Annotated in this window: 17 protein-coding genes; 4 read left to right on the top strand and 13 right to left on the bottom strand. The window is 62.0% G+C overall.

Annotation, left to right across the window (positions count from 1 at the left end):
* The first annotated feature begins 10 nt into the window (after positions 1-10).
* The 4 genes from DEVEQU_RS00240 to DEVEQU_RS00230 all read left to right on the top strand — a co-directional run bounded on the left by DEVEQU_RS00240 (position 11) and on the right by DEVEQU_RS00230 (position 3,558).
* Positions 11-1,972: an AAA family ATPase gene (locus DEVEQU_RS00240; RefSeq protein WP_126148560.1), complete on the top strand. Its 1,962-nt coding sequence runs from the start codon at positions 11-13 to the stop codon at positions 1,970-1,972.
* Positions 1,969-2,574, top strand: coding sequence for a hypothetical protein (locus DEVEQU_RS00235; RefSeq protein ID WP_126148559.1), 606 nt, complete (start codon positions 1,969-1,971; stop codon positions 2,572-2,574). Before DEVEQU_RS00240 ends, DEVEQU_RS00235 begins: the two co-directional genes overlap by 4 nt.
* Positions 2,571-2,870, top strand: a complete 300-nt coding sequence (locus DEVEQU_RS20285) for a DUF6634 family protein (RefSeq protein ID WP_386849572.1) — start codon at positions 2,571-2,573, stop codon at positions 2,868-2,870. The genes DEVEQU_RS00235 and DEVEQU_RS20285 overlap by 4 nt, the downstream gene beginning before the upstream one ends.
* A gap of 106 nt (positions 2,871-2,976) precedes the next feature.
* Positions 2,977-3,558, top strand: coding sequence for a DNA-binding protein (locus tag DEVEQU_RS00230; RefSeq protein WP_164550179.1), 582 nt, complete (start codon positions 2,977-2,979; stop codon positions 3,556-3,558).
* A gap of 460 nt (positions 3,559-4,018) precedes the next feature.
* Here the strand turns inward: DEVEQU_RS00230 and DEVEQU_RS00225 are convergent, their stop codons facing one another.
* The 13 genes from DEVEQU_RS00225 to DEVEQU_RS00165 all read right to left on the bottom strand — a co-directional run bounded on the left by DEVEQU_RS00225 (position 4,019) and on the right by DEVEQU_RS00165 (position 18,813).
* Positions 4,019-5,593, bottom strand: coding sequence for a hydantoinase B/oxoprolinase family protein (locus DEVEQU_RS00225; RefSeq protein WP_126148557.1), 1,575 nt, complete (start codon positions 5,591-5,593; stop codon positions 4,019-4,021).
* 9 nt (positions 5,594-5,602) lie between these two features.
* A complete protein-coding gene (locus DEVEQU_RS00220) occupies positions 5,603-6,703 on the bottom strand; it encodes a M24 family metallopeptidase (RefSeq protein ID WP_126148556.1) in 1,101 nt (366 codons plus the stop codon).
* A 34-nt stretch (positions 6,704-6,737) separates the two neighbouring features.
* Positions 6,738-7,544, bottom strand: coding sequence for an aspartate/glutamate racemase family protein (locus DEVEQU_RS00215; RefSeq protein ID WP_126148555.1), 807 nt, complete (start codon positions 7,542-7,544; stop codon positions 6,738-6,740).
* Between the two features lie 20 nt (positions 7,545-7,564).
* On the bottom strand, positions 7,565-8,584 hold the full coding sequence (locus DEVEQU_RS00210; protein WP_126148554.1) for a zinc-dependent alcohol dehydrogenase family protein: 1,020 nt from the start codon (positions 8,582-8,584) through the stop codon (positions 7,565-7,567).
* 139 nt (positions 8,585-8,723) lie between these two features.
* Positions 8,724-10,382 (bottom strand): hydantoinase B/oxoprolinase family protein, encoded by a 1,659-nt coding sequence (locus DEVEQU_RS00205; protein WP_126148553.1) that lies wholly within the window; start codon positions 10,380-10,382, stop codon positions 8,724-8,726.
* A gap of 11 nt (positions 10,383-10,393) precedes the next feature.
* On the bottom strand, positions 10,394-12,469 hold the full coding sequence (locus DEVEQU_RS00200; protein WP_126148552.1) for a hydantoinase/oxoprolinase family protein: 2,076 nt from the start codon (positions 12,467-12,469) through the stop codon (positions 10,394-10,396).
* Entirely contained in the window at positions 12,462-12,968 is a 507-nt protein-coding gene (locus DEVEQU_RS00195; protein WP_206437754.1) for a GAF domain-containing protein, read from the bottom strand. Before DEVEQU_RS00195 ends, DEVEQU_RS00200 begins: the two co-directional genes overlap by 8 nt.
* A 2-nt stretch (positions 12,969-12,970) precedes the next feature.
* On the bottom strand, positions 12,971-13,774 hold the full coding sequence (locus DEVEQU_RS00190; RefSeq protein ID WP_126148551.1) for an ABC transporter ATP-binding protein: 804 nt from the start codon (positions 13,772-13,774) through the stop codon (positions 12,971-12,973).
* Complete coding sequence (locus DEVEQU_RS00185; protein WP_126148550.1) at positions 13,771-14,661, bottom strand: ABC transporter ATP-binding protein; 891 nt, start codon at positions 14,659-14,661, stop codon at positions 13,771-13,773. Before DEVEQU_RS00185 ends, DEVEQU_RS00190 begins: the two co-directional genes overlap by 4 nt.
* Positions 14,658-15,491: an ABC transporter permease gene (locus tag DEVEQU_RS00180; protein WP_126148549.1), complete on the bottom strand. Its 834-nt coding sequence runs from the start codon at positions 15,489-15,491 to the stop codon at positions 14,658-14,660. The genes DEVEQU_RS00185 and DEVEQU_RS00180 overlap by 4 nt, the downstream gene beginning before the upstream one ends.
* Complete coding sequence (locus DEVEQU_RS00175; protein ID WP_126148548.1) at positions 15,491-16,513, bottom strand: ABC transporter permease; 1,023 nt, start codon at positions 16,511-16,513, stop codon at positions 15,491-15,493. Before DEVEQU_RS00175 ends, DEVEQU_RS00180 begins: the two co-directional genes overlap by 1 nt.
* Positions 16,514-16,574: 61 nt before the next feature.
* On the bottom strand, positions 16,575-18,245 hold the full coding sequence (locus DEVEQU_RS00170) for an ABC transporter substrate-binding protein (protein WP_223214052.1): 1,671 nt from the start codon (positions 18,243-18,245) through the stop codon (positions 16,575-16,577).
* Complete coding sequence (locus DEVEQU_RS00165) at positions 18,223-18,813, bottom strand: helix-turn-helix domain-containing protein (RefSeq protein ID WP_126148547.1); 591 nt, start codon at positions 18,811-18,813, stop codon at positions 18,223-18,225. Before DEVEQU_RS00165 ends, DEVEQU_RS00170 begins: the two co-directional genes overlap by 23 nt.
* Positions 18,814-19,012: the final 199 nt, after the last annotated feature.

The following is a 19,012-nucleotide window of genomic DNA, read 5'->3' as shown; positions in this document are numbered from 1 at the left end:
GAGAACGCACATGTCTCTTTCCGCTCTCAACCGGAAGTCCCGCAAGGACACTACCGGCAACACCGGTGGCATCGAGCCCGCCACAGCACCACGGGAACTTGAGCGTCCCGGTGAGGCTTTGGGCCGGCTCCTGCTCGACGGGGCTCTTACGCCCAAGCTGCGCCGGCTGTTCAAGGCTGCGGCGAAGCTCATCATCATCAAGACCAAGGATGAGGCCACCGCGCGATTGCTCGACACTTACATCGCGTCCCAGGATGGGAACGTGGTCGTCGAAGCCTATTGCGAGCTGCCGCGCCCGGGGAAATCGCAGGACCTTAATGGCCGGCACGAGTTGGCAAAACTGCAATGGGGGCGCACGGTCATCCTGATCTCCCCGGATCCAGAGCGCGTGCTGGTGCCTGAGGCTTTGGTTGGTGCGGATGTCATCATCACTGTCCCACCGCCGAACCTGGCCGTTGTCCGGCAGACTATCCAGGCCGTGACGGGCCAGTCGGTACGGGGCCTACACCGTGCCGATATCGAAGGTCTGGGCGTCAAAAATTTTGTCACGGCGATCCGCCCTCTGCTCTCGGCTCGAGAATGCGTATTCAATCTGCGTCGGGCTTCCAAGGTTCTGCGAAAGGACGTGGGCGCCGGCCCGACAGTAACCCTTGGGGACCTGGCCATGACGCGCTCGGTTGCCAGCTGGGCCTTCGAGACGCTGGAGCTCATGGAAAAGGTGGAAGAGGGAAAGCTCAAGTCAACGAGCCTCGTCCATGCCTGTCTCGAAGGTCCGCCCGGCACGGGCAAGACCACATTGGCCCAAGCTCTGGCCGGCTCAGCTGATTGGACTTTTGTGCGGACATCCGTCGGCGAATGGTTTGCCAGTTCCGGCGGACATCTGGGTGATGTCATTCGCGCGGCCCGACGGTTTTTTGACGAGATCGCGCTTTCCACCACGCCGGTCGTCGGTCTGATCGACGAAATCGATAGTCTGCCCAATCGCGCTGCCATGGATGAAAAGGATAGCCAGTGGTGGACGCCCGTCGTCACTTTCGTTCTCACAGAGATCGACAAGCTTCGGCATGCGGGAAAACCCATCCTGCTGCTCGGCGCGACAAATCACTTTGAAAAGCTGGATGGTGCGCTCATCCGTCCCGGCCGGCTGGAGCGGCGGGTGCCGGTCCTCTTGCCAGATGCCATGGATCGTCAGCGATTGTTTGCTTGTTTCCTTGGGGACAGGCTGCCGACATCCGCAGTGGTCCAGCTGGCACGGCTGGCGATTGGTGCCAGTCCGGCGCGCATCAAGAGCTGGTGCGAAACTGCCCTGGCACAGGCCCAAAAAGCGGGGCGCCCTCTGGTCCTGCGCGACGTTTTGGACCTGGTCGCGCCGCCCGATGGCCGATCGCCGCACAAGGACCGTGCTGTAGCCCTGCATGAGGCCGGTCACGCTGTGGTTGCGATTGAACTGGGGCTGCCTGTCCAGGAAGTGTCTATCCTGAGCATGGGCGCCATTGGCGGCTATGTGACCACCGGTGATGGCGACACCGGTCTTCTCACCCGAGAACAGATTGAGCGCACCGGCACAATGATGCTGGGCGGTCGAGCTGCCGACGAGGCTTTGGGCTCTGGAGGCCATGCCGGGGCCGCGGCAGACCTTGAAAGCGTCAACTCCCTGTTGCGCGCGGCCATGTTGGACTTCGGTCTCTATGGTTCACTGCGGACAGCGAAGAACACCGACTATCGGGACTTCAAGAATGGTGTTCCGCTGGCCGTGGTCATCGACATCGAACTCAACCGCTTTCTCAAGCGGGCCACGGAAATCGTCATCCGCCGCCAGAATGACATTGCCCGCCTGGTCGACGTCCTGATCGACGAACGGGTCATTACCGGTGAGCGTCTCCACGAAATCCTCGATGCACCCGAAACCACTCTGCCCGATCTGCCATCCGACCATGACGGGACCCCGTCTCTGGCGGAGGCCTCATCATGAGCATCGCCGCCGAAACCAGGGCTTTGATCGAAGCCTGTCTCGCCGAGGATCCCGCTCTGGTGTCCCTGGCCGTCGTAGGGGCCTCCCCTGACACTTTGACTGCCCATATCGCGCCAGGGCGGCCCGTCAATGCCATCGGCGGATCGGGCTTTTCCCCTCATCCGCCCTTCCTCCGCGAAACGCTGGTGGAGCTAATTGTGCGTATGCAGCGCCTGCGGTGGAACCGGTCGGCGCCCTTTGATCCCAAGGGGTGGCCGCCGGAGGATCGAGACCTGCAAGCCCTTCACCGAAAGCACGCCACGGCAGTGGTTGGCTTTGAATGCGGTCCTGGTTGGACCGATCTTTTGGACGCCACCTTTTCTTGGCTCCATGAGATCGCATCCACCAGAGAATGGGCACCAAGCCAGATCAAAGAGAAGTTCGGCACGCTGCGCTTCTATTGGTATGGCGACCTGCCGGACCTTGGCGACGAAATCATCTCGGCGGCTGAACACATCTCCGGCCACCTCTGCGAAATGTGCGGTGCGCAGGGGTATGTGCGTAAGGATCTCGGCTGGTGGAGCGTGCGTTGCCGTGAACACGCCAAGGCGGCCTGGTCATGAAAAGGGTCTCCGCAAAAACGCTGAAGAGAGCCTTGAAGGACTGGGAGAAGCTGTCCAATGGGCACTCACCCAGTGCAGACGATCTGTCCAATGCGCCGCTGTTGACGGACTGGGAGCCACGCTGGACCGCGACGGGTGTCATGTTCTTGGTCGGACAGGTTCGGGGACATCCAAAGCTCGCGGACGGTCCGTGCAGCACTTCCGTGGTGCTGGCAGCCGATGTCCGCGAGGGCTGGGCACGCACAATCAGCCGATACTACCGGCTCGGCCCGCAACGCGGAGAGACCCTCCATTGAATCCAGCCGGTCCGAGCATAGTCGCGGTACAGCAACAACGTCACCCCGCATTACAGTACGGTTCTAAACCATACTATGCTAAACCCCTAAACATCAGGAGCTCATGATGAACGCAGAAATCGCTAGCCTCGAAAAAGTCCGTGCCGCCGTGGCCCAGCTCCATCTTGACCACCAACGCGCCACGGCAGACGCCGTCATTGCCGCCATCGGCGGTGGCTCGAAACCGACAGTCTTGAAGCACATGAAAACGTTGCGTCAGGAGCCGCAGCAGCCGGTGACCGACCTTCCGGCTGGCATCCTCGATCTGGTCCGGCCGGTCATCGCGCAGATCTTTGCAGAGGGCAGTAAAGCTGAAGCGGCGCGAACCCGCGATCAGATTGCGCGCCTGCACCGGATGCTTGGTGACCTCGAGGCCGAGGTTGAGGCGCTAGGAGCGGCCAACGCTGCGCTGGAAGAGCGAGTTGCCGAACTCGGCAATGACCTTGAGCGTTCGAACAAGGCCCTGTCGGCCGCCGAAGGGCAGCTAGCTGTCAGGGAGCGGAAAATCGAAAAACTATCCGCACAGCTGACCGAGCGGGACTCCATGGTGCAGAGCCAACTTTCCGAGGCGATGAAGGGTGTCGACGAAAAACTTGCGCAGCTCGCTCAGCGCCTGACAGACGCGAAGACGGATCGGGCAAGCACCTAAGGTTGCCCATGCCACATCGAACTTTGTGAAAAAGATTGCAATCTGGAAACACATCAATGGAAGTCTAGAAAAGTGTTATCAGACCATGATCTTTCGTCACCAAACGAGGAGGTAACGGGGTGTATTGGCCCCGGGTAGCAAGGCTGATTTGAACGCCTCATCGGCGTGTTGGGCACCATGTGACGGGCGGGCCGAACTGGCATATAAAGAAACGTCGACCCATCTGCGGCTCGTGGAATTTGCGGACCGGCTGAAGTGCGCCCCATATCTGCCGTTCAGACCGCAACTCCGATTCCCCAAAAGCAGTCGGTCCGCCTAAGTCGAAGCAATGGCGATAAGGGGGTGGGATCCGGACAGTCCGCTATTAAGATGATGTCTACCAAGCTGACTTGGCCGGCTTGCAAGGGCTCACCCCCGAGGGGCTAAATTCCGATTGCCATGATTGGCTCTTGGATGTGATTCAGGAAGCGTTTTGCGGGTGATATCCGCCACCATTGGCCGTCCGGATCACGATCTCGTCGCCTGCCTCGATCACTAGCCCGCTGACAAAGGCATAATCCTCGCTCACTCCGCCCTTGCGCCTAACTGTCAAGCCATTAGTGCCGCCCAAGCCGCCGCCCTGCAGCGACCAGACCGGCTGGCGGTTGCGGCTGAAGCCCGCCGACAGCACTACTCTGCCCCGCGGTCGGTAGACCAGGCTTAGGCCCTTGCCGCCGCTATGGCGTCCCCGCCCCTCCTCGGTCTCATTGGGCCTTTTATAGGCAACGTCGATGCCGTAGCGGCTCTCGCAGATCTCCACTGGGCAGTTGAAGGTCTCCCCATGGCAGGCCGAGTACATAGCGTCGAGTCCGTCGCGCTCGCTGCTCGCACCCCAACCTCCCATCTGCGGTTCGACCATGGTAAAGCGCCGCCCCGTGTCAGGATGGGTCCCGGCGATCACCGTGCCGCAGATCGAGGCGAAGTTGCCGGCCGGCAGCCTGTCAGGCATGGCGCGCGCCAGGCACTGCCAGAGCATGTCGTAGAGCCGGATGCGCGTCTCGAAATAATAGCCGTGCGGGGCATTGCCCGTCGCATGGAAGATGGTGCCGGGCTCGGTGATCACCTCCAGCGCCCGGAACGAGCCGGCATTGGCAAAGAGCGTCGGGTCAGTCAGCGCCTTGAACACCATCTGCGCGGCAATCACGGCACCATCGCGGCTGGTATTGTAGGGTGCCGAACGCTGCTCCGGATTTCCCCGCAGATCGACGGTGAACCGATCCTCAGAAATCGTGATCGCCGCCTGCCACAGGGCCGCGTCGTCCTGCTCCTCGGTGATGGTGAAAGTGCCCTTGGGCAGCTCCGCCAGCCCCTTGCGCCCGCGCGCCTCGCCCTCGTCGAACAATGCCGCCAGCGCCCCGCGATAGGCCGCAAGCCCATAACTCTCGACCAACTGCCTGATGCGCGTCTCCGCCCGCCGGCTCGCCACCACTTGCGCCCAGAGATCGCCGCGCACGAAATCGGGCAGGCGCGAATTGGCCTCGATGATATCAAAGACGGAGCGGATCGGCTCGCCGTCCCGGAACAGGCGCACAGCCGGCAGCCGCAGCCCTTCCTGGAAGATTTCGGTCACATCCACCGCCATCGACCCCGGCGTCTTGCCGCCGACATCGTTCCAGTGCGCGATGGACGCAGTCCAGGCAACCAGAGCCCCCTCGGCAAAGACCGGGAGCGCGATCACCACGTCGTTGAGATGGGTGACACCGCCATACTGGGGATCATTGGTGACGAAGAGATCGCCATCGCGAATGCCCTCGGGCCCATGCAGTTCCAGGATGCGCTTCACGGCCTTGTCGAGCACCCCGACAAATGTCGGGATGCCCGCGCCGGAGCTGACCAGCTCGCCATGGGCATCGGTGATGCCGGTACCGACGTCAAGCACTTCGTAAATGATCGGGCTCATCGCCGTCTTCTTCAAGACGGCGAACATCTCGTCCGCGGCGGCAACCAGGCTAGCCTGGATGACATCCGACGTGAACCGATCATTTGCGTGGGTCATGGGTCCTCCTCAGGCCTTCGCTACATGGGCGTCGCGCGGGAGGGTGGAGAGGATCTCCGGCCCGTCCTCGCGCAGGATCACGATTTCCTCGAGCCTGATACCGAAGCGGCCGGGCAGATAAATGCCGGGCTCGATCGAGAACACCATGCCCACATCGAGAACTGAGTCCGAGGTGCTGGTGAGATAAGGCGGCTCATGGCCTTCGAGCCCCATGCCGTGCCCGGTGCGGTGCACGAAATACTCGCCATAGCCCGCTTCAGTGATGACGTTGCGCGCGGCCTTGTCGACCTCCTTGGCCGCAACGCCCGGACGTGCCGCCTTGAGCGCGGCTTGCACGGCACGCTCGACGATGGCATGGATTTCCGAATAGCCCTCGGGCTCCTTGCCAATGATCGCCATGCGGGTGATGTCAGAGGAGAAATCGCCCTTGCGCGCGCCGATATCGATGACGACAGCATCGCCCTCGGCCAGCTTACGATCTCCGGTCTGGTGATGCGGGAAGGCGCCATTGGAGCCGGCGCCGACGATCGTAAAGAGCGGGCTCGAAGCTTCCTGGGCGAAATGCGCTTTCACCACCGCCGCCACGTCGCGTTCCGTCATGCCCGGCTTGAGTGCGGCAAAGGCCTTCTGCATGGCCTCGTCGGCAATAGCCGAGTTCATCCTGAGCTCTTTGTATTCGCTGTCGTCCTTGCGCATACGCAGCGCACCCAGCGTCTCGGCGGTGAAGCTCTGCTTCGCCGCCGGCAGCTGGGCGAGCAGCAGCAGGGCGAAATCGGCGCGCATGGTCTCATCGACCACCACATGCCCGGCGCTGTCCTCAGCGATATCGGCAAGGGCCGCCCGCAAGGCGGCATTCGGCCCCTCGGCATCGCTCCAGGTGTGGAAGCCGATGTCCGTGCTCTCGCGCGAACCTTCGGCATTGAGCACCGGCATTAGGAATGCCTCCTTCTGCTTGCCGACCAGCAGCAGGCAGGGACGCTCATCGGGATGCGGGTGGAAGCCCAGCACCCAATGCATATGTGACCCGGGCCCCAGGGCGACGAGATCGACGCCATGTTCCGCCATCTTGCTGCGCAGGGCAGCCAGCCTGTTCTTGGTTCTCTCGGTCATTCCTGATGCCCCGGGTTTCCTTGCCTTACTCGTCCTAAGCCTCGACCACGATGCGGTTGCCGAAGGCCTCACCGTCGTCGAACCCACCGAAGCGCGCCATTTCGGCTTCCGAAGGCGCCTCGCTCGACCACTTCCGACTCGGGATCCAGCCGCTTTGCTGCTTGAGCACGGCGGCGTATTCCGCGCGCTTGAGCGCGGCGATGGACGGGTCGATCACCGGCACGCCCAAGGCTTCCTCTACTTCCCGGTAAAAGCCCACTTCCATGGTGCAGCCGAGGATGATGGCCTCGGCATAGTCCTCTTCCACGGCCTTGCGCCCGGCGGCGATGAGGCGCCGGCCGGTTTCGGCATGATCCTTCTGGAAGTCATCCACCCCCAGCTCGACATGATAGAAGCCCGACAGCCGGTGCTCATGGCCGTGCTCGCGCACGGTGCCATGCATCTGGTTCACCCACTTGCGCCGCCCCACGATGATGCCGAAGCGGTTCGACAGGCTCGCGGCGATCTCGCAGGAGGCAACGCAGGGGGCGGTGATGATCATCTGCCCCGAGACCTCACGCGCATCATGGAGAGCCGTGTCGTAGAAGCAGCCAATGGCGAGCGCGTCGAATCCTTCGCGCGCCGCGGCACGCACGCCGCGGATGATCCCGCGGGTGACCATGGCCTCATAGGAACGGAACTCGATATGGCTGAAGCCGCCGACATCGGCGGGCATCGAGGTGATGTGCACTTCGGTGCCAGGCAGTTTGTGCTGGCGGGCCATGTCGGCGAAGATCGCATCGACCCCGGAGCTGGAGGCGAGCGGATTCATAAACATGATCTTGCGTGGCTTGGTGGCCATTTTCAAATCTCTCGGGTTGATTAGTTGGAATTGGCTGCAGGCGTGACCGCGACGACGATCTTTCCGCACTGCGAGTTGCCCTGCATGTGCTGATAGGCTGCAATTGTTTCGGCGAAGGGGAACACACGATCGATTTCGGGGCGGAACTTGCCGTCCCGGATGTTCTTCATCACGAAGTCGATGCCCTCGCTCAGCTCATCGGGGGAAATCGTGTGGTTGAACATCGAATAGGGATGAACACTGGCGTTCGAGCGAATGGACGGCAGGATCGGGATATTGATGTCGAGTCCTTCGAGCATGCCGTAGATGATGACCTTGGCACCCCAGTTGAGCCCGCCCATGTAGTCTTTGAGGAAATCGCCGCTGATGGGGTCGAACACGACGTCGACGCCCTTGCCGCCGGTGAGTTCGCGGATCATCGGGGCGAAGTCCTCCCCAGATCTGGTGACGATCACATGATCGGCCCCGACCTTCTTCAGGAACTCGATCTTGCTGGCACTGCGCGTCGTGGCAATGACAGTCGCGCCGATGGCTTTGGCCGTCTGAATCGCCCCGACGCCCGCACTACTGGCCGCCGCGGTGATGATTGCGCTCTTGCCCGCTGAAAGCTTGCCCACCCTCAGCAGTGCATAATAGGCGGTCAGATACTGCATCCAGACCGAGCATGCTTCAGTCGCAGAGAACCCCTCGGGCCAAGGGGCGAGGAACTGGTCTGGGACGATGGCATATTCGCCCTGCACGCCATGCCAGTCGGATTCCTGAGAGTAGAACGGTACGGATGAAACCTTGTCGCCGACCTTGAAACGGGTGACGCCTTCGCCGACGGCGTCGACCACGCCGGCCGCTTCCGAGCCGACCCGCGAGGGGAGTTTCAACTCAGTATAGTGTTCGCCGGTGATGTAGAGGATGTCGGCGCGGTTGAGCGCAAATGCCTCGACCTTGAACCGGACTTCGCCGGCGCGCGGTTGGCGAACGTCGACGTCCGCGATCGACAAATGTTCAGGCCCGCCCAGAGCCGCCACGTGGATGACCTTGGCCATAATAAACTCCCTTACTTGTGTGTACTGAAGTGAGCGGCGCGGGTTCAGAGTGCGCCTACGCCGCTACAGGTTCTTGTTGTTGCTCAGTTCGCGACGGCTGTTCCCTGTAGCTCGCGCGCCTGGCAATCGATGAGTTCGACTAGGCTCCGTAGACTTCGCGGGCACGTTCTGGCGTGATGTAGCCGTTGCGCAGATCGCTTTCGATTTGCTTGGGATCGCGCTTGGTCGGATCGCCGAGACCGCCGCCGGTGCCTGTCATGACGCGGATGACGTCATCCTTGCCCACGGGCAGGACCGAGACGAAGGAATAGCGCTCGCTGCTGCCATCGGTGCGGATGACCTCTGCGTAGTTGGGCGAGCCCTCATTGCCGCCTTCCAGCGTCCAAGGCAGGACCTTGGAGCGGGTATAGCCGACGGTGACCCAAGAATTGTCCGAGCGGATGCGGTAGTCCATGCGGATCCCGTGGCCGCCCACCCACTGGCCCTCCCCGCCCGGCTCAAGATTGAGCTCCATGCGGTCGACGAACAGCCCGTTGCGCGCCTCCGAGATCTCGGCCGGCGTGTTGTACGTCTCGCCGTGGAAGGCCGAGAAGATGGCGCTATTGCCGTCCCGGCCGCGGCTTGCGCCCCAGCCGCCGATTTGCGGCTCCACAATGGTGTAGTGCCGGCCGGTATCGGGATGCGGGCCACCGATGAAAGTGCCGCAAATCGAGGAGAAGTGGCCCGCCGGCAGCCGCTCGGGGATGTGCGGGGCAAGGCAGCGCCAGATCAAGTCGAAGACGCGCACCTCGGTTTCGAAATAGAAGCCGATTGCCGAGGGCTCCTTGGCGTGGAAGACCGAGCCCTCCCGCGTCAGGAGCCTGATCGGGCGGAACGACCCCTCGTTGGCCGGGGACTGCGGATCGGTCAGCGACTTGAAGATCATCTGAGCGCAGACCATCACGCCGTCGCGGCTGGAATTGGTCGGGCCGATGTCCTGGTCCGGGTTGTCGCGCAGGTCGATGACGAACTCGGTGTTCGAGATCGTCACCTTCACGTTGTACTGGCGTCCATCATCCTGCGGCTCGGTCAGCTCGAACGTGCCATGCGGGAGCTTTGCCAGCTCGGCCAGCGACACCTGCTCGCCGAAATCCATGAAGCCTGCCATGGCGGCCTCGAAGGTGTCGGGACCATATTTGTCGGCAACGTCGGCCAACCGCTTCGCACCGATGCGCACCGAGGCGATGGCCGCCCAGATATCGCCGCGCAGGAAATCGGGCATGCGCGAGTTGACGGTGATGATGTCGAAGACCGACTGGATGGCCTCGCCCCTCGAGACAAGCTTGATCGCCGGAAGGCGCAGGCCTTCCTGGAAGATCTCGGTAGCGTCGGCCGAAAGCGAGCCGGGCGACTTGCCGCCGATGTCGGAGTTGTGGGCGATGTTGGCAGTCCAGGCGATGATGCGGCCACCGGCGAAGACCGGCATCGCCACGACGATGTCGTTGAGGTGCGTCACGCCGCCATAATACGGGTCGTTCGTGGTGAAGACGTCGCCGGGCTCGATGTCGCCGGGCTTGTCGTACTTGCTGACGATCACCTGCACAGCCTTGTCGAGCACGCCGATAAAGGCCGGGATGCCCGCCCCCGAGGAGGCAAGGTGGCCCTTGGCATCGAGGATGCCGGTGCCCATGTCGAGCACCTCGTAGATGATCGAGCTCATCGCCGTCTTGCGCATGGCGGCGAACATTTCGTCGGCGGTGGCCTGCAGCGAGTTCTGGATGATCTCGAGCGTGATCGGATCGTTGATGGGATTGGTCATGTGGGCCCCGCTTACGCTGCCAGATGGATGTGGATATTGCCGTAGCCGTCGATCTCCACGCGGTTGCCCGGGTGGATGACCACGGTGGTGCCGGGGTCCTCGACAATGGCGGGGCCGGCGAAGGTCATGCCGGGCTCGAGCCTGGTGCCATCATAGATCGAGGCCTTGTGGATGCCTTCGAGGGCATAGTCGACGTCGCGCTCGCCCTTCTTGGCCAACGAAGCGTCGTTTCCGGTCGGCTCAGACTTGGCCATCTTCAGCTTGCCGACTTCGGCGGAGGCCACGAGGTGGATGCCGACCATCTCGACAGGGGCGTCAAGCCGATACGTGTATTCACGCTCATAGGTCTCGTGGAAGGCAGTTTCGATCCCGGCGAGGCGCGCGTCGCTGACGGCGCCGTCCTCGATCAGCACTTCGGTGGTGTGTTCCTGGTTCTGGTAGCGGAACTTGCCGTAGCGCAGCATCTTGACCTTGCCCGCTTCGATGTTCTCGGCAGCGAACTGGCTGCGGGCCAAGGCCTCGGTCTCGGCAAACAGCGCCTCGATACCGGCAGCGGCGCCTTCCTTGAGGTCGGCGAGGCGGGTGACGAAATAGTCGCGCCGCAGGTCGGACATCATCATGCCCCACGCCGAGAACACCGAGGCGCCGGCGGGCACGACAACCTTCTTGACGCCCAGTTCGGCGGCCAGCGCAACCGCATGCATGGCGCCACCGCCACCAAAGGCCACCAAGGTGAAGTCACGCGGGTCATGACCGCGGTTGAGCGACACGAGCTTGAGCGCATTCACCATGTTGTTGTTGGCGATACGGATGATGCCGCGGGCAGCCTCGTCGGCATTGACCCCCAGCTTTTCGCCCACGGCCTCGATGGCCTTCTGCGTAGCCTGCATGTCGGCAACGACTTCGCCGCCGCAGAAATAGTCCCGATTGATACGCCCGAGCCAGAGATTGGCGTCGGTCGTCGTGGCATTGGTGCCGCCGCGGCCGTAGGCGGCCGGCCCGGGCTTTGCGCCGGCCGATTGGGGCCCGACATGGAGCTTGTTGAACCCGTCCACCCAGGCGATCGAGCCGCCACCGTTGCCGATCTCGACCAGGTCCACCACTGGCACCATGATCGGGTAGCCGGCCGAGGTGCGGTCGCGCTCGATCCAGTAGTCGGTCATGATCTTGACCTGGCCGTCCTCGATCAGCGAGCACTTGGCGGTGGTGCCGCCGATGTCGAGGGCCAGCACATCGGGCTCGCCGATCAGCTTGCCCAGTTCCGCCGCGCCCCAAAAGCCGGAAGCGGGGCCAGATTCCACCATGGTGATCGGTATCTGCGACACCGCCTCGAGCGAGTCGACGCCGCAGTTCGACTGCATGATATAGGGGTTGCCGCCAAAGCCCTCGTTCTTGAGCCCCTCGTTGAGGCGCTTGAGATACCGCTCCGCCGCCGGCTGCACATAGGCCGAGAGCACCGCCGTGTTCGTGCGCTCGTACTCGCGCCACTCGCGAGTGATCTGGTGCGAGGCCACCACCGATCCTTCCGGCCAGAGGCGCTTGACCTCCTCGAGCGTCGCCCGCTCATGGGCGGGATTGGCATAGGAGTGGAGGAAGCTGATGGCAATCGCTTCCACGCCGTCCTTGCGGAAATCGTCGAGGATCGCCGGCAGACCGGAAAGGTCCAGCTGCGTGACCTCTTCGCCCTTGTACGTCATGCGGCCCGGCACTTCGCGCCTGAGGTAACGCTCAACGAAAGGCTTTGGCTTTCTGTAGTCCAGGTTGAAGAAATCCGGGCGGTTGCCGCGGGCGATCTCGAGCGTGTCGCGGAAGCCTTCCGTGGTGATGAGGCCGACCTTGACGCCCTTGCGCTCCGTCAGCGCGTTGATCACCACCGTCGTGCCATGGGCGAGGAAGTCGATCTCGGAGGGGCTCACACTGCTCTTGGCGATGACGTTCAGCACGCCTTGTTCAAAATTGGGCGGGGTCGTATCCGACTTGGCGGTCTTGATGGTTGCCTTGCCGGTCGAAAGATCTGTCTCGAAGCACACGAGGTCGGTGAAGGTGCCGCCGACATCCGTCGCGACTCGGATGGTCTTGTTAGCCATTGCTGGCCTCCTTGGTCTGAAATTGCTTTTGGAACAGCAGGCAAGCGACGCCCGCGAGCTTGAGGCTCTCGGCGGCGGCAACGCGTTCCGCGGTGTAGTGCCCAGCCACGTCAAGGCAGTTGATGGTGCCCCGTACTTCCCCTGCGGTGATCATGGGAATGTTGATGACGGATTCGCAGCCGAGCGAGCGGATCAGCTCGTGGTCGTTGAACACGGCCCGTACGCCCTCATAGTCGTTGGCGACGAAACTGCGATGCTCCTCGATGACGATTTGCGTCCAGTGGGTGGGGTTGAGTGGCTTGGTACCCGAGACAGGATAGGCATCCGGCATGTTCGAAAAGACGCGGCTCGCCTCGCCCGTCTCCGGGTCATAGGTCATGACGGTGAAGAGCTTGGCGCCGATCGTCGCCTGGGTCAGTGCCCGCAGCGCGTCATAGACGCTTTGCGGGTTCGCGCCCTTTGCGGCAAGCGCCTGCGAAATGATAGAATGGTCAGTCACTACTATGCTTCCATGGTTAGTCGGTCGCGCAAGGCAGCTTCTTCCGGCGTCACCACCGGAACGGCCGCGATGAGCTTGCGCGTGTAGGGGTTCTTGGGCGCGGTGAAGATCGTCTCGGTGTCGCTGAGTTCCATCAGCTTGCCGCGCTCGAACACGGCGACCCGGTCGGCGACATTGCGGACCACCGACAGGTCGTGGGTGATGAACACATAGGTCAGGGAACGCTTGCGCTTGAGGTCGTCCAGGAGCTTGAGCACGCGCGCCTGCACCAGCACGTCCAGCGCGGAGGTCGGCTCATCGAGCACCACCACTTCGGACTCGCAGGCCAGCGCCCTGGCGATGGCGACGCGCTGGCGCTGCCCACCCGACAGGCTCGCCGGCGAACGACGGGCGAAATCGGCAGGCAGGCCTACCTCTTCGAGCAGCTGCCCCACCCGCGTTGCCCGTCCGGATTTGGGTCCGATATCATGCACGTCCAGCGCCAGGCGCAGCGAGGCTCCGATCGAGCGCTTGGGGTTAAGCGAGGAGAGCGGGTTCTGTTGTACCAGTTGGATGGACCGGCGGTGAGCGAGGGTCCGCCGGGCAGGCAGCGCCACGTCCTTGAGCAATATCTCGCCTTCGCTCGGTGGATAGATGCCGAGGATCATGTTGGCGATGGTCGACTTGCCCGAGCCGGACTCGCCCACAACCGCGAGGCATTCTCCCTGCTTCACGTCGAAGGAGACATTCTCGACAGCGCGCACTTCGTGGGTGCCGAGCGTGAAAATCTTGGACACCGAACGCAGCGACAGCAATGGCGCGCTCATGAGGACACCTCTACCTTGGGCGACGTCTCGTGGACCACCGTCGGGTCGTAGAAGGCTTGCGAGTCGTCCTCGATCTCAGGGATGCCGCCGCCAGTAAGCCGCGGCACTGCGGCCAGCAGGGCCCGCGTGTAAGGATGGCTCGGATTGGCAAAGAGGGCGGCTGTCGGCCCGGTCTCGACCATGCGGCCCTTGTATATGACGTAGACCCGGTCGGCGAATTCGCGGACGACACCGAGGTTGTGCGAGATGAACAGCACCGAGGTGCCCTGCTCGCGCACCAGATCGCTCATCAGTTTCAGCGTCTGGTTTTGCACTGTCACGTCCAGCGCCGTTCCCGGCTCGTCGGCAATAAGCAGAGACGGTCCATTGGCCAGCGCCATGGCGATTATGATGCGCTGGTTCATTCCGCCCGATAGCTGGAAGGAATAGGACTGCAGCACCCGCTCGGGATCATGGATGGCCACGCGTGCCAGTGCCTCGGCGGCCTTCTTTCGCGCCTGAGCCCGCGAAATGCCGGGATTGGCGCGCTTGAGCACTTCGTGGAACAGCACCTCTATGGTGTAGACCGGATTGAGCGCCGAGGTGGGATCCTGGAAGATCATCGACATCTTGGTCCCGCGCAGCGAATGCCGCTCGCGCCTCGAGAGCGTGTTGAGGTCCTTGCCCTCGAATTCCAGCCATCCTTCGACGCGGGCGGAGCGCAGTTCCTGCAACAGTCCCAGCACAATGCGTGCGGTGACCGACTTGCCCGAGCCCGATTCCCCGACCAGCGCCACGCGCTCGCCCTGAGCGATCTGCAGCGAGATGCCGTGCAGCACCTGGGCAAGACCGGCATAGCTCTTGAAGCCGAGCTTGAGATTTTCGATGAGAAGCGTGGGACGGCTCATTGATCTGCCCCCAGAATGTTACGCAGCGCATCGCCCAACAGATTGAAGCCGAACACCGCGACGAGGATGGCAAGGCCGGGGAAGACGGTGAGCCACCAGCTGTCAGGCAGATAACTGCCGCCTTCGGCGACCATGGAGCCAAGATCCGGGGTCGGCGGCTGCACGCCCAGTCCCAGAAATGACAGCGAGGACGCGATCAGGATGACGAAGCCGAGGTCGAGCGTCATCTTGGTGATCACCGCCGGCAGAGCATTGGGCAGTATCTCACGGAAGATTATGTGTAGCTTGGAGGCGCCCAGCACCTCGGCGGCCAGCACGTAGCCCTCTTCGCGCTCGGAACGGGTGATGTTGTAGACGAGCCGCGTATACCAGGGCCACCACATGGCGGTGACGGCCAGCATGCCATTGGTGAGCGAGGGCTCGAGTACGCCCATGATCGACATGGCAAGAACCAGCGGCGGGATCGACAGGAACACGTCCGTGATGCGCATCAGCACATATTCGGTCCAGCCGCCGATATAACCCGCGACGAGCCCAAGGGTGACGCCGATGGGAACGGCGATGACCAGTACCACCACGCCCAGGATCAGCGAGGTCCGATAGGCAAAGATAATGCGGCTGAAGAGGTCGCGGCCGACAAGGTCGGTGCCGAACCAGTTCATCGCGTCCGGCGCCTTGTTGAAGTTGGTGAAGTCCACCACCGCGCCGACATGTTCGGGAAAGGGTGCCAGAAATTCGGCAAAGAGGGCCGAAACTACCACAACGCCAACCAGCAGGATGCCGACGACAGAAAGCGGGTTCGATAAAAGGATGCTTGCGGTACGCTTCATCAGGTCCTCTGCGAGTGACGGATGCGGGGGTTGATGAAGGCGATCAGCAAATCGACGATGATGTTGACGATGAGAAACATCGCAGAAATCACAAGAACGGTGCCGATGATGGCATTGAGGTCCTTGCGCAGGATCACCTGCACGCCATAGCGCGACAGCCCCGGCCAGGCGAACACCGCCTCTACGAGGAAGGCGCTGCCCAGCATGGCCGCAAAATCGAGGCCGATGATAGTGAGCGAGGGAATAAGCGAGGGCTTGAAGGCGAAGCGGTTGGCGATCGAGCGCTCCGAGAAGCCATAGGCCTGCGCCATCTCGACATAGGGCCGGTCATAAGTCTCGACCATATTGGCGCGAGTCAGGCGGGCCGCCTGCCCGATGCCCGACAGCGCCAGCGCGAAGGCGGGCAGGATAATGTGCCAGAAGGCATTGCCAAAGGCAGCGATATTGCCAGCCAGCAGCGTGTCTACGAGCAGAAAGCCCGTTACGGGAGGGATGACAAAAGTGTCGCTGATGCGCCCCGCGATCGGGAACAGCGTCAGGAAATAGGAAAACAGCAGCATCAGGATCACGGCCCAGACAAAGCTGGGTGCCGAAACGCCGAGCAGCGAGACGAGCCGAACCAAATTGTCGAGCCAGCTGTTGCGGTATCGTGCCGAGAGCTTGCCCAGCGGCAGGCCGATGCCCACCATGAGCACGCCAGCGACGAAGATCAGTTCCAATGTAGCCGGCAGGAACTGGGCGATATCAGCGGTCACGGGGCGGTTGGTGTAGAGCGAGATGCCTAGGTTGCCCTGCGATAGGTCGCGCAGGAAATAGCCATATTGGCTGACAAGCGGCTCATTGAGGTGCAGGCGGTCACGCAGCGCCTGAACGGCCTCGGTTGTAGCGTTGGGCCCGAGCGCTATGCGAGCGGGATCGCCTGGGATCACCCGGGCGATGAAGAAGATCAAGATGGAAACCCCGAACAGCACGAGCAACGAGGTTCCGAGCCGCTTCAAGATTAGGTGGATGACTGGTGACATAGATGCGCCCTCGGCAGAGTCTTCGGGCCGGCACAGGGCCGGCCCGGCAGTGTCCAGCGGATTACTGGCCAGTCATTTCCATGTTGCGGAAGGTCAGGTTCATCCCGTCGAGCGCATAGAACTTCGCCGGATCCGTCAAAGTCGGCACCTTGACACGGTTGCTTGCGGCGAACACCGACTGACGGTCGTAGGCGTAGATCGACGGAGCGATCTCCATCAGCCTTGCGTTGAGGTTTGCATAGGCCTCGACCCGCGCCTCTTCGGTTGCTGCCGTGCGCCCTGCCTCAAGCAGCTGGTCGACCTGCGGGTCGTTCAGGTATTCGGGCGACTGCCAGGTGCCAGCGGCCGAGGAATGGTACATGCCATAGAGAAGCGTGTCGGGATCGCCGGTAACGGCGTTCACGAAGAGCTGGCTGACATGCGGGGTATTCTCGGGCTTGGTTACCGCTTCGGAGAAAAGCGCCCAAGGCATCTTGACGATATTGGACTTGAAGCCGAGCTCACCGAAATTAGCCTGCATCAGCAGCGCGTAGCGCTCCTCGACGGGCACTTCTGCAATCCACGACAGGTCAATGGTGTAGTCGGCCGGGTTGTATTTGCATTGGGCCAGGTATTCCTTGGCCTTGTCGAGATTGCGCTCGAGCACGGTGTCGGCAGGGTTGGAGCCGAGCATGCCCACGGGAATCGCGCCCGAGGAAGGGCTGCCCTGCGCCGCATCGGCAGTGATTGCCACCATCTTGATCGCCGAGGCGTAATCGAAGGCATTGGCGACGGCCAGGCGGCAGTTCGGATCATCGAACGGGGCCTTGGTCGTGTTAAGCTTGATGTAGAGCGCGCCGGCACTGCGTTCGGTGAGGAGTTGCGCCCCCTCCTTGGCCAAAGCACCAAGCACTTCCGGAGGTAGCCACTGCGAGGAGATGTCGTGCTCGCCCTGCGCGATAAGCGTCCGGACCGTCGCTGCCTCAAGGCCATAGCGGTAGCGAACCGTATCGGGCGCCACATCGGGGACGCCGAGGAAGTAGTTCGCGTTCTTTTCCATCACGGTTTCGGACTGCGGATTGTGCGAGCTGACGGTATAGGCACCCGTGCCAGCACTGTCGGCGGACAGGTAGGCCTGGCCCCAGTCGCCGAACTCGCCTTCGCCTTCGCCGAGATTCTCTTTCACCAGTTTGCTATCGACAATCGGCAGTCGAACCAGCGAGGCCACGAAGGGCGCATAGGCTTCAGTGAGGGTGAACTTGACGGTTTGAGCATCGACGGCCTCGGCGCTCTCGATCTTCTCGAAGAGATAGGAGAGGCCCTGCCCGAGCGCTTTCGTGCGCTCGAAGGAGAAGACGACGTCTTCTGCGGTGAGCGGATTGCCACTCTCAAAGGTCACGCCTTGGCGCAGCTTGAAGGTGAAGGTGTTCCCTTCGGTCTCCCAGCTTTCTGCCAGGTGCGGCTGATAGCCTGGCTTGCCCTGGTTCGGGATCACCAGCGTGTCATAGACATTGAACATCAGCACGCTGTCTGCGTAGTCCGAGGCTTTTGCAGGATCGAGCTCGCCTACCGGCACCTCGTCCAGCCGCAGCACGGTTTGCGCCATCGCAACACCAGTGACCGCCGTCAATGCCGTGGCGGCCAGCGCCGCTGCCGCCAAAATCTTGTTATACTGTCTCATTCCCGTTTCCCTTGTTGTCGTCTCGACTGCCCGGTCACGAATGCACGGGTCAGTTTTCCTTGCCGTCTTCACCGAAGAGATCCTGCGTGCCCACCCAAAGCGCGACAGATGTGTGTTGCGAACTGTTCCACACCTGATGCGGACTGGTGGATGGGAAATGGATCGAATCCCCCTCATGCAGGATCACGTGATTGCCATCCACTGAAGTGCTGAGCTCTCCCGAAAGGACGAACATCATTTCCTCCCCATCATGGGAGATCACTTCCGAGCGATACCCGGAAGGTATGTTCATGATAACGCTGCGAATTTTGCGCCCGGGGAAATTGGCCGAGATGCGCTCGTAGCGGATGGGGCGCTCTTCCCGGGAAAGAGCAAATGGGTAGCGCATCCCATTGCGCGAATAGCTGTTCTCGAGACTGGGCTGCTGCAGATACGTGCCGACATCGGTCTTCAGGACCTTGCAGATGGAGACCAACGAGGAAAGCGAAGGAGCCGTTAGGTCTCGTTCCACCTGCGAGATGAATCCCACTGAGAGTCCGGCTCTATCTGCGACCTCTTTCAGGGTCATGCCCAACTCTTGTCGGCGCTCGCGAAGACGCCGGCCAAGCGGAAGTTGTTCGTCACCCTTTGTCAGCAGCATTGACCACGTACCCGCGTCGGATTTTAGCTCCACTAAAATCCATCAAAGTGCCTACGGAGGATACTGTCAAGCGAATTTTAGTGTGGCTAAAAATCTGACATTTGCCTAGGGGTGCCGGCCCAGGCGCTGAACAGGATGATCATCAGCAATCGTGGTGAGGCTCGCAAAGTATGCTATCATTGCAATATGGTTCCGACAC

The organism is Devosia equisanguinis (assembly GCF_900631955.1).
Lineage (GTDB): Bacteria > Pseudomonadota > Alphaproteobacteria > Rhizobiales > Devosiaceae > Devosia > Devosia equisanguinis.
Note: the sequence above shows the minus strand (reverse complement) of the source record. Positions and strands in the feature narration are given on the sequence as shown.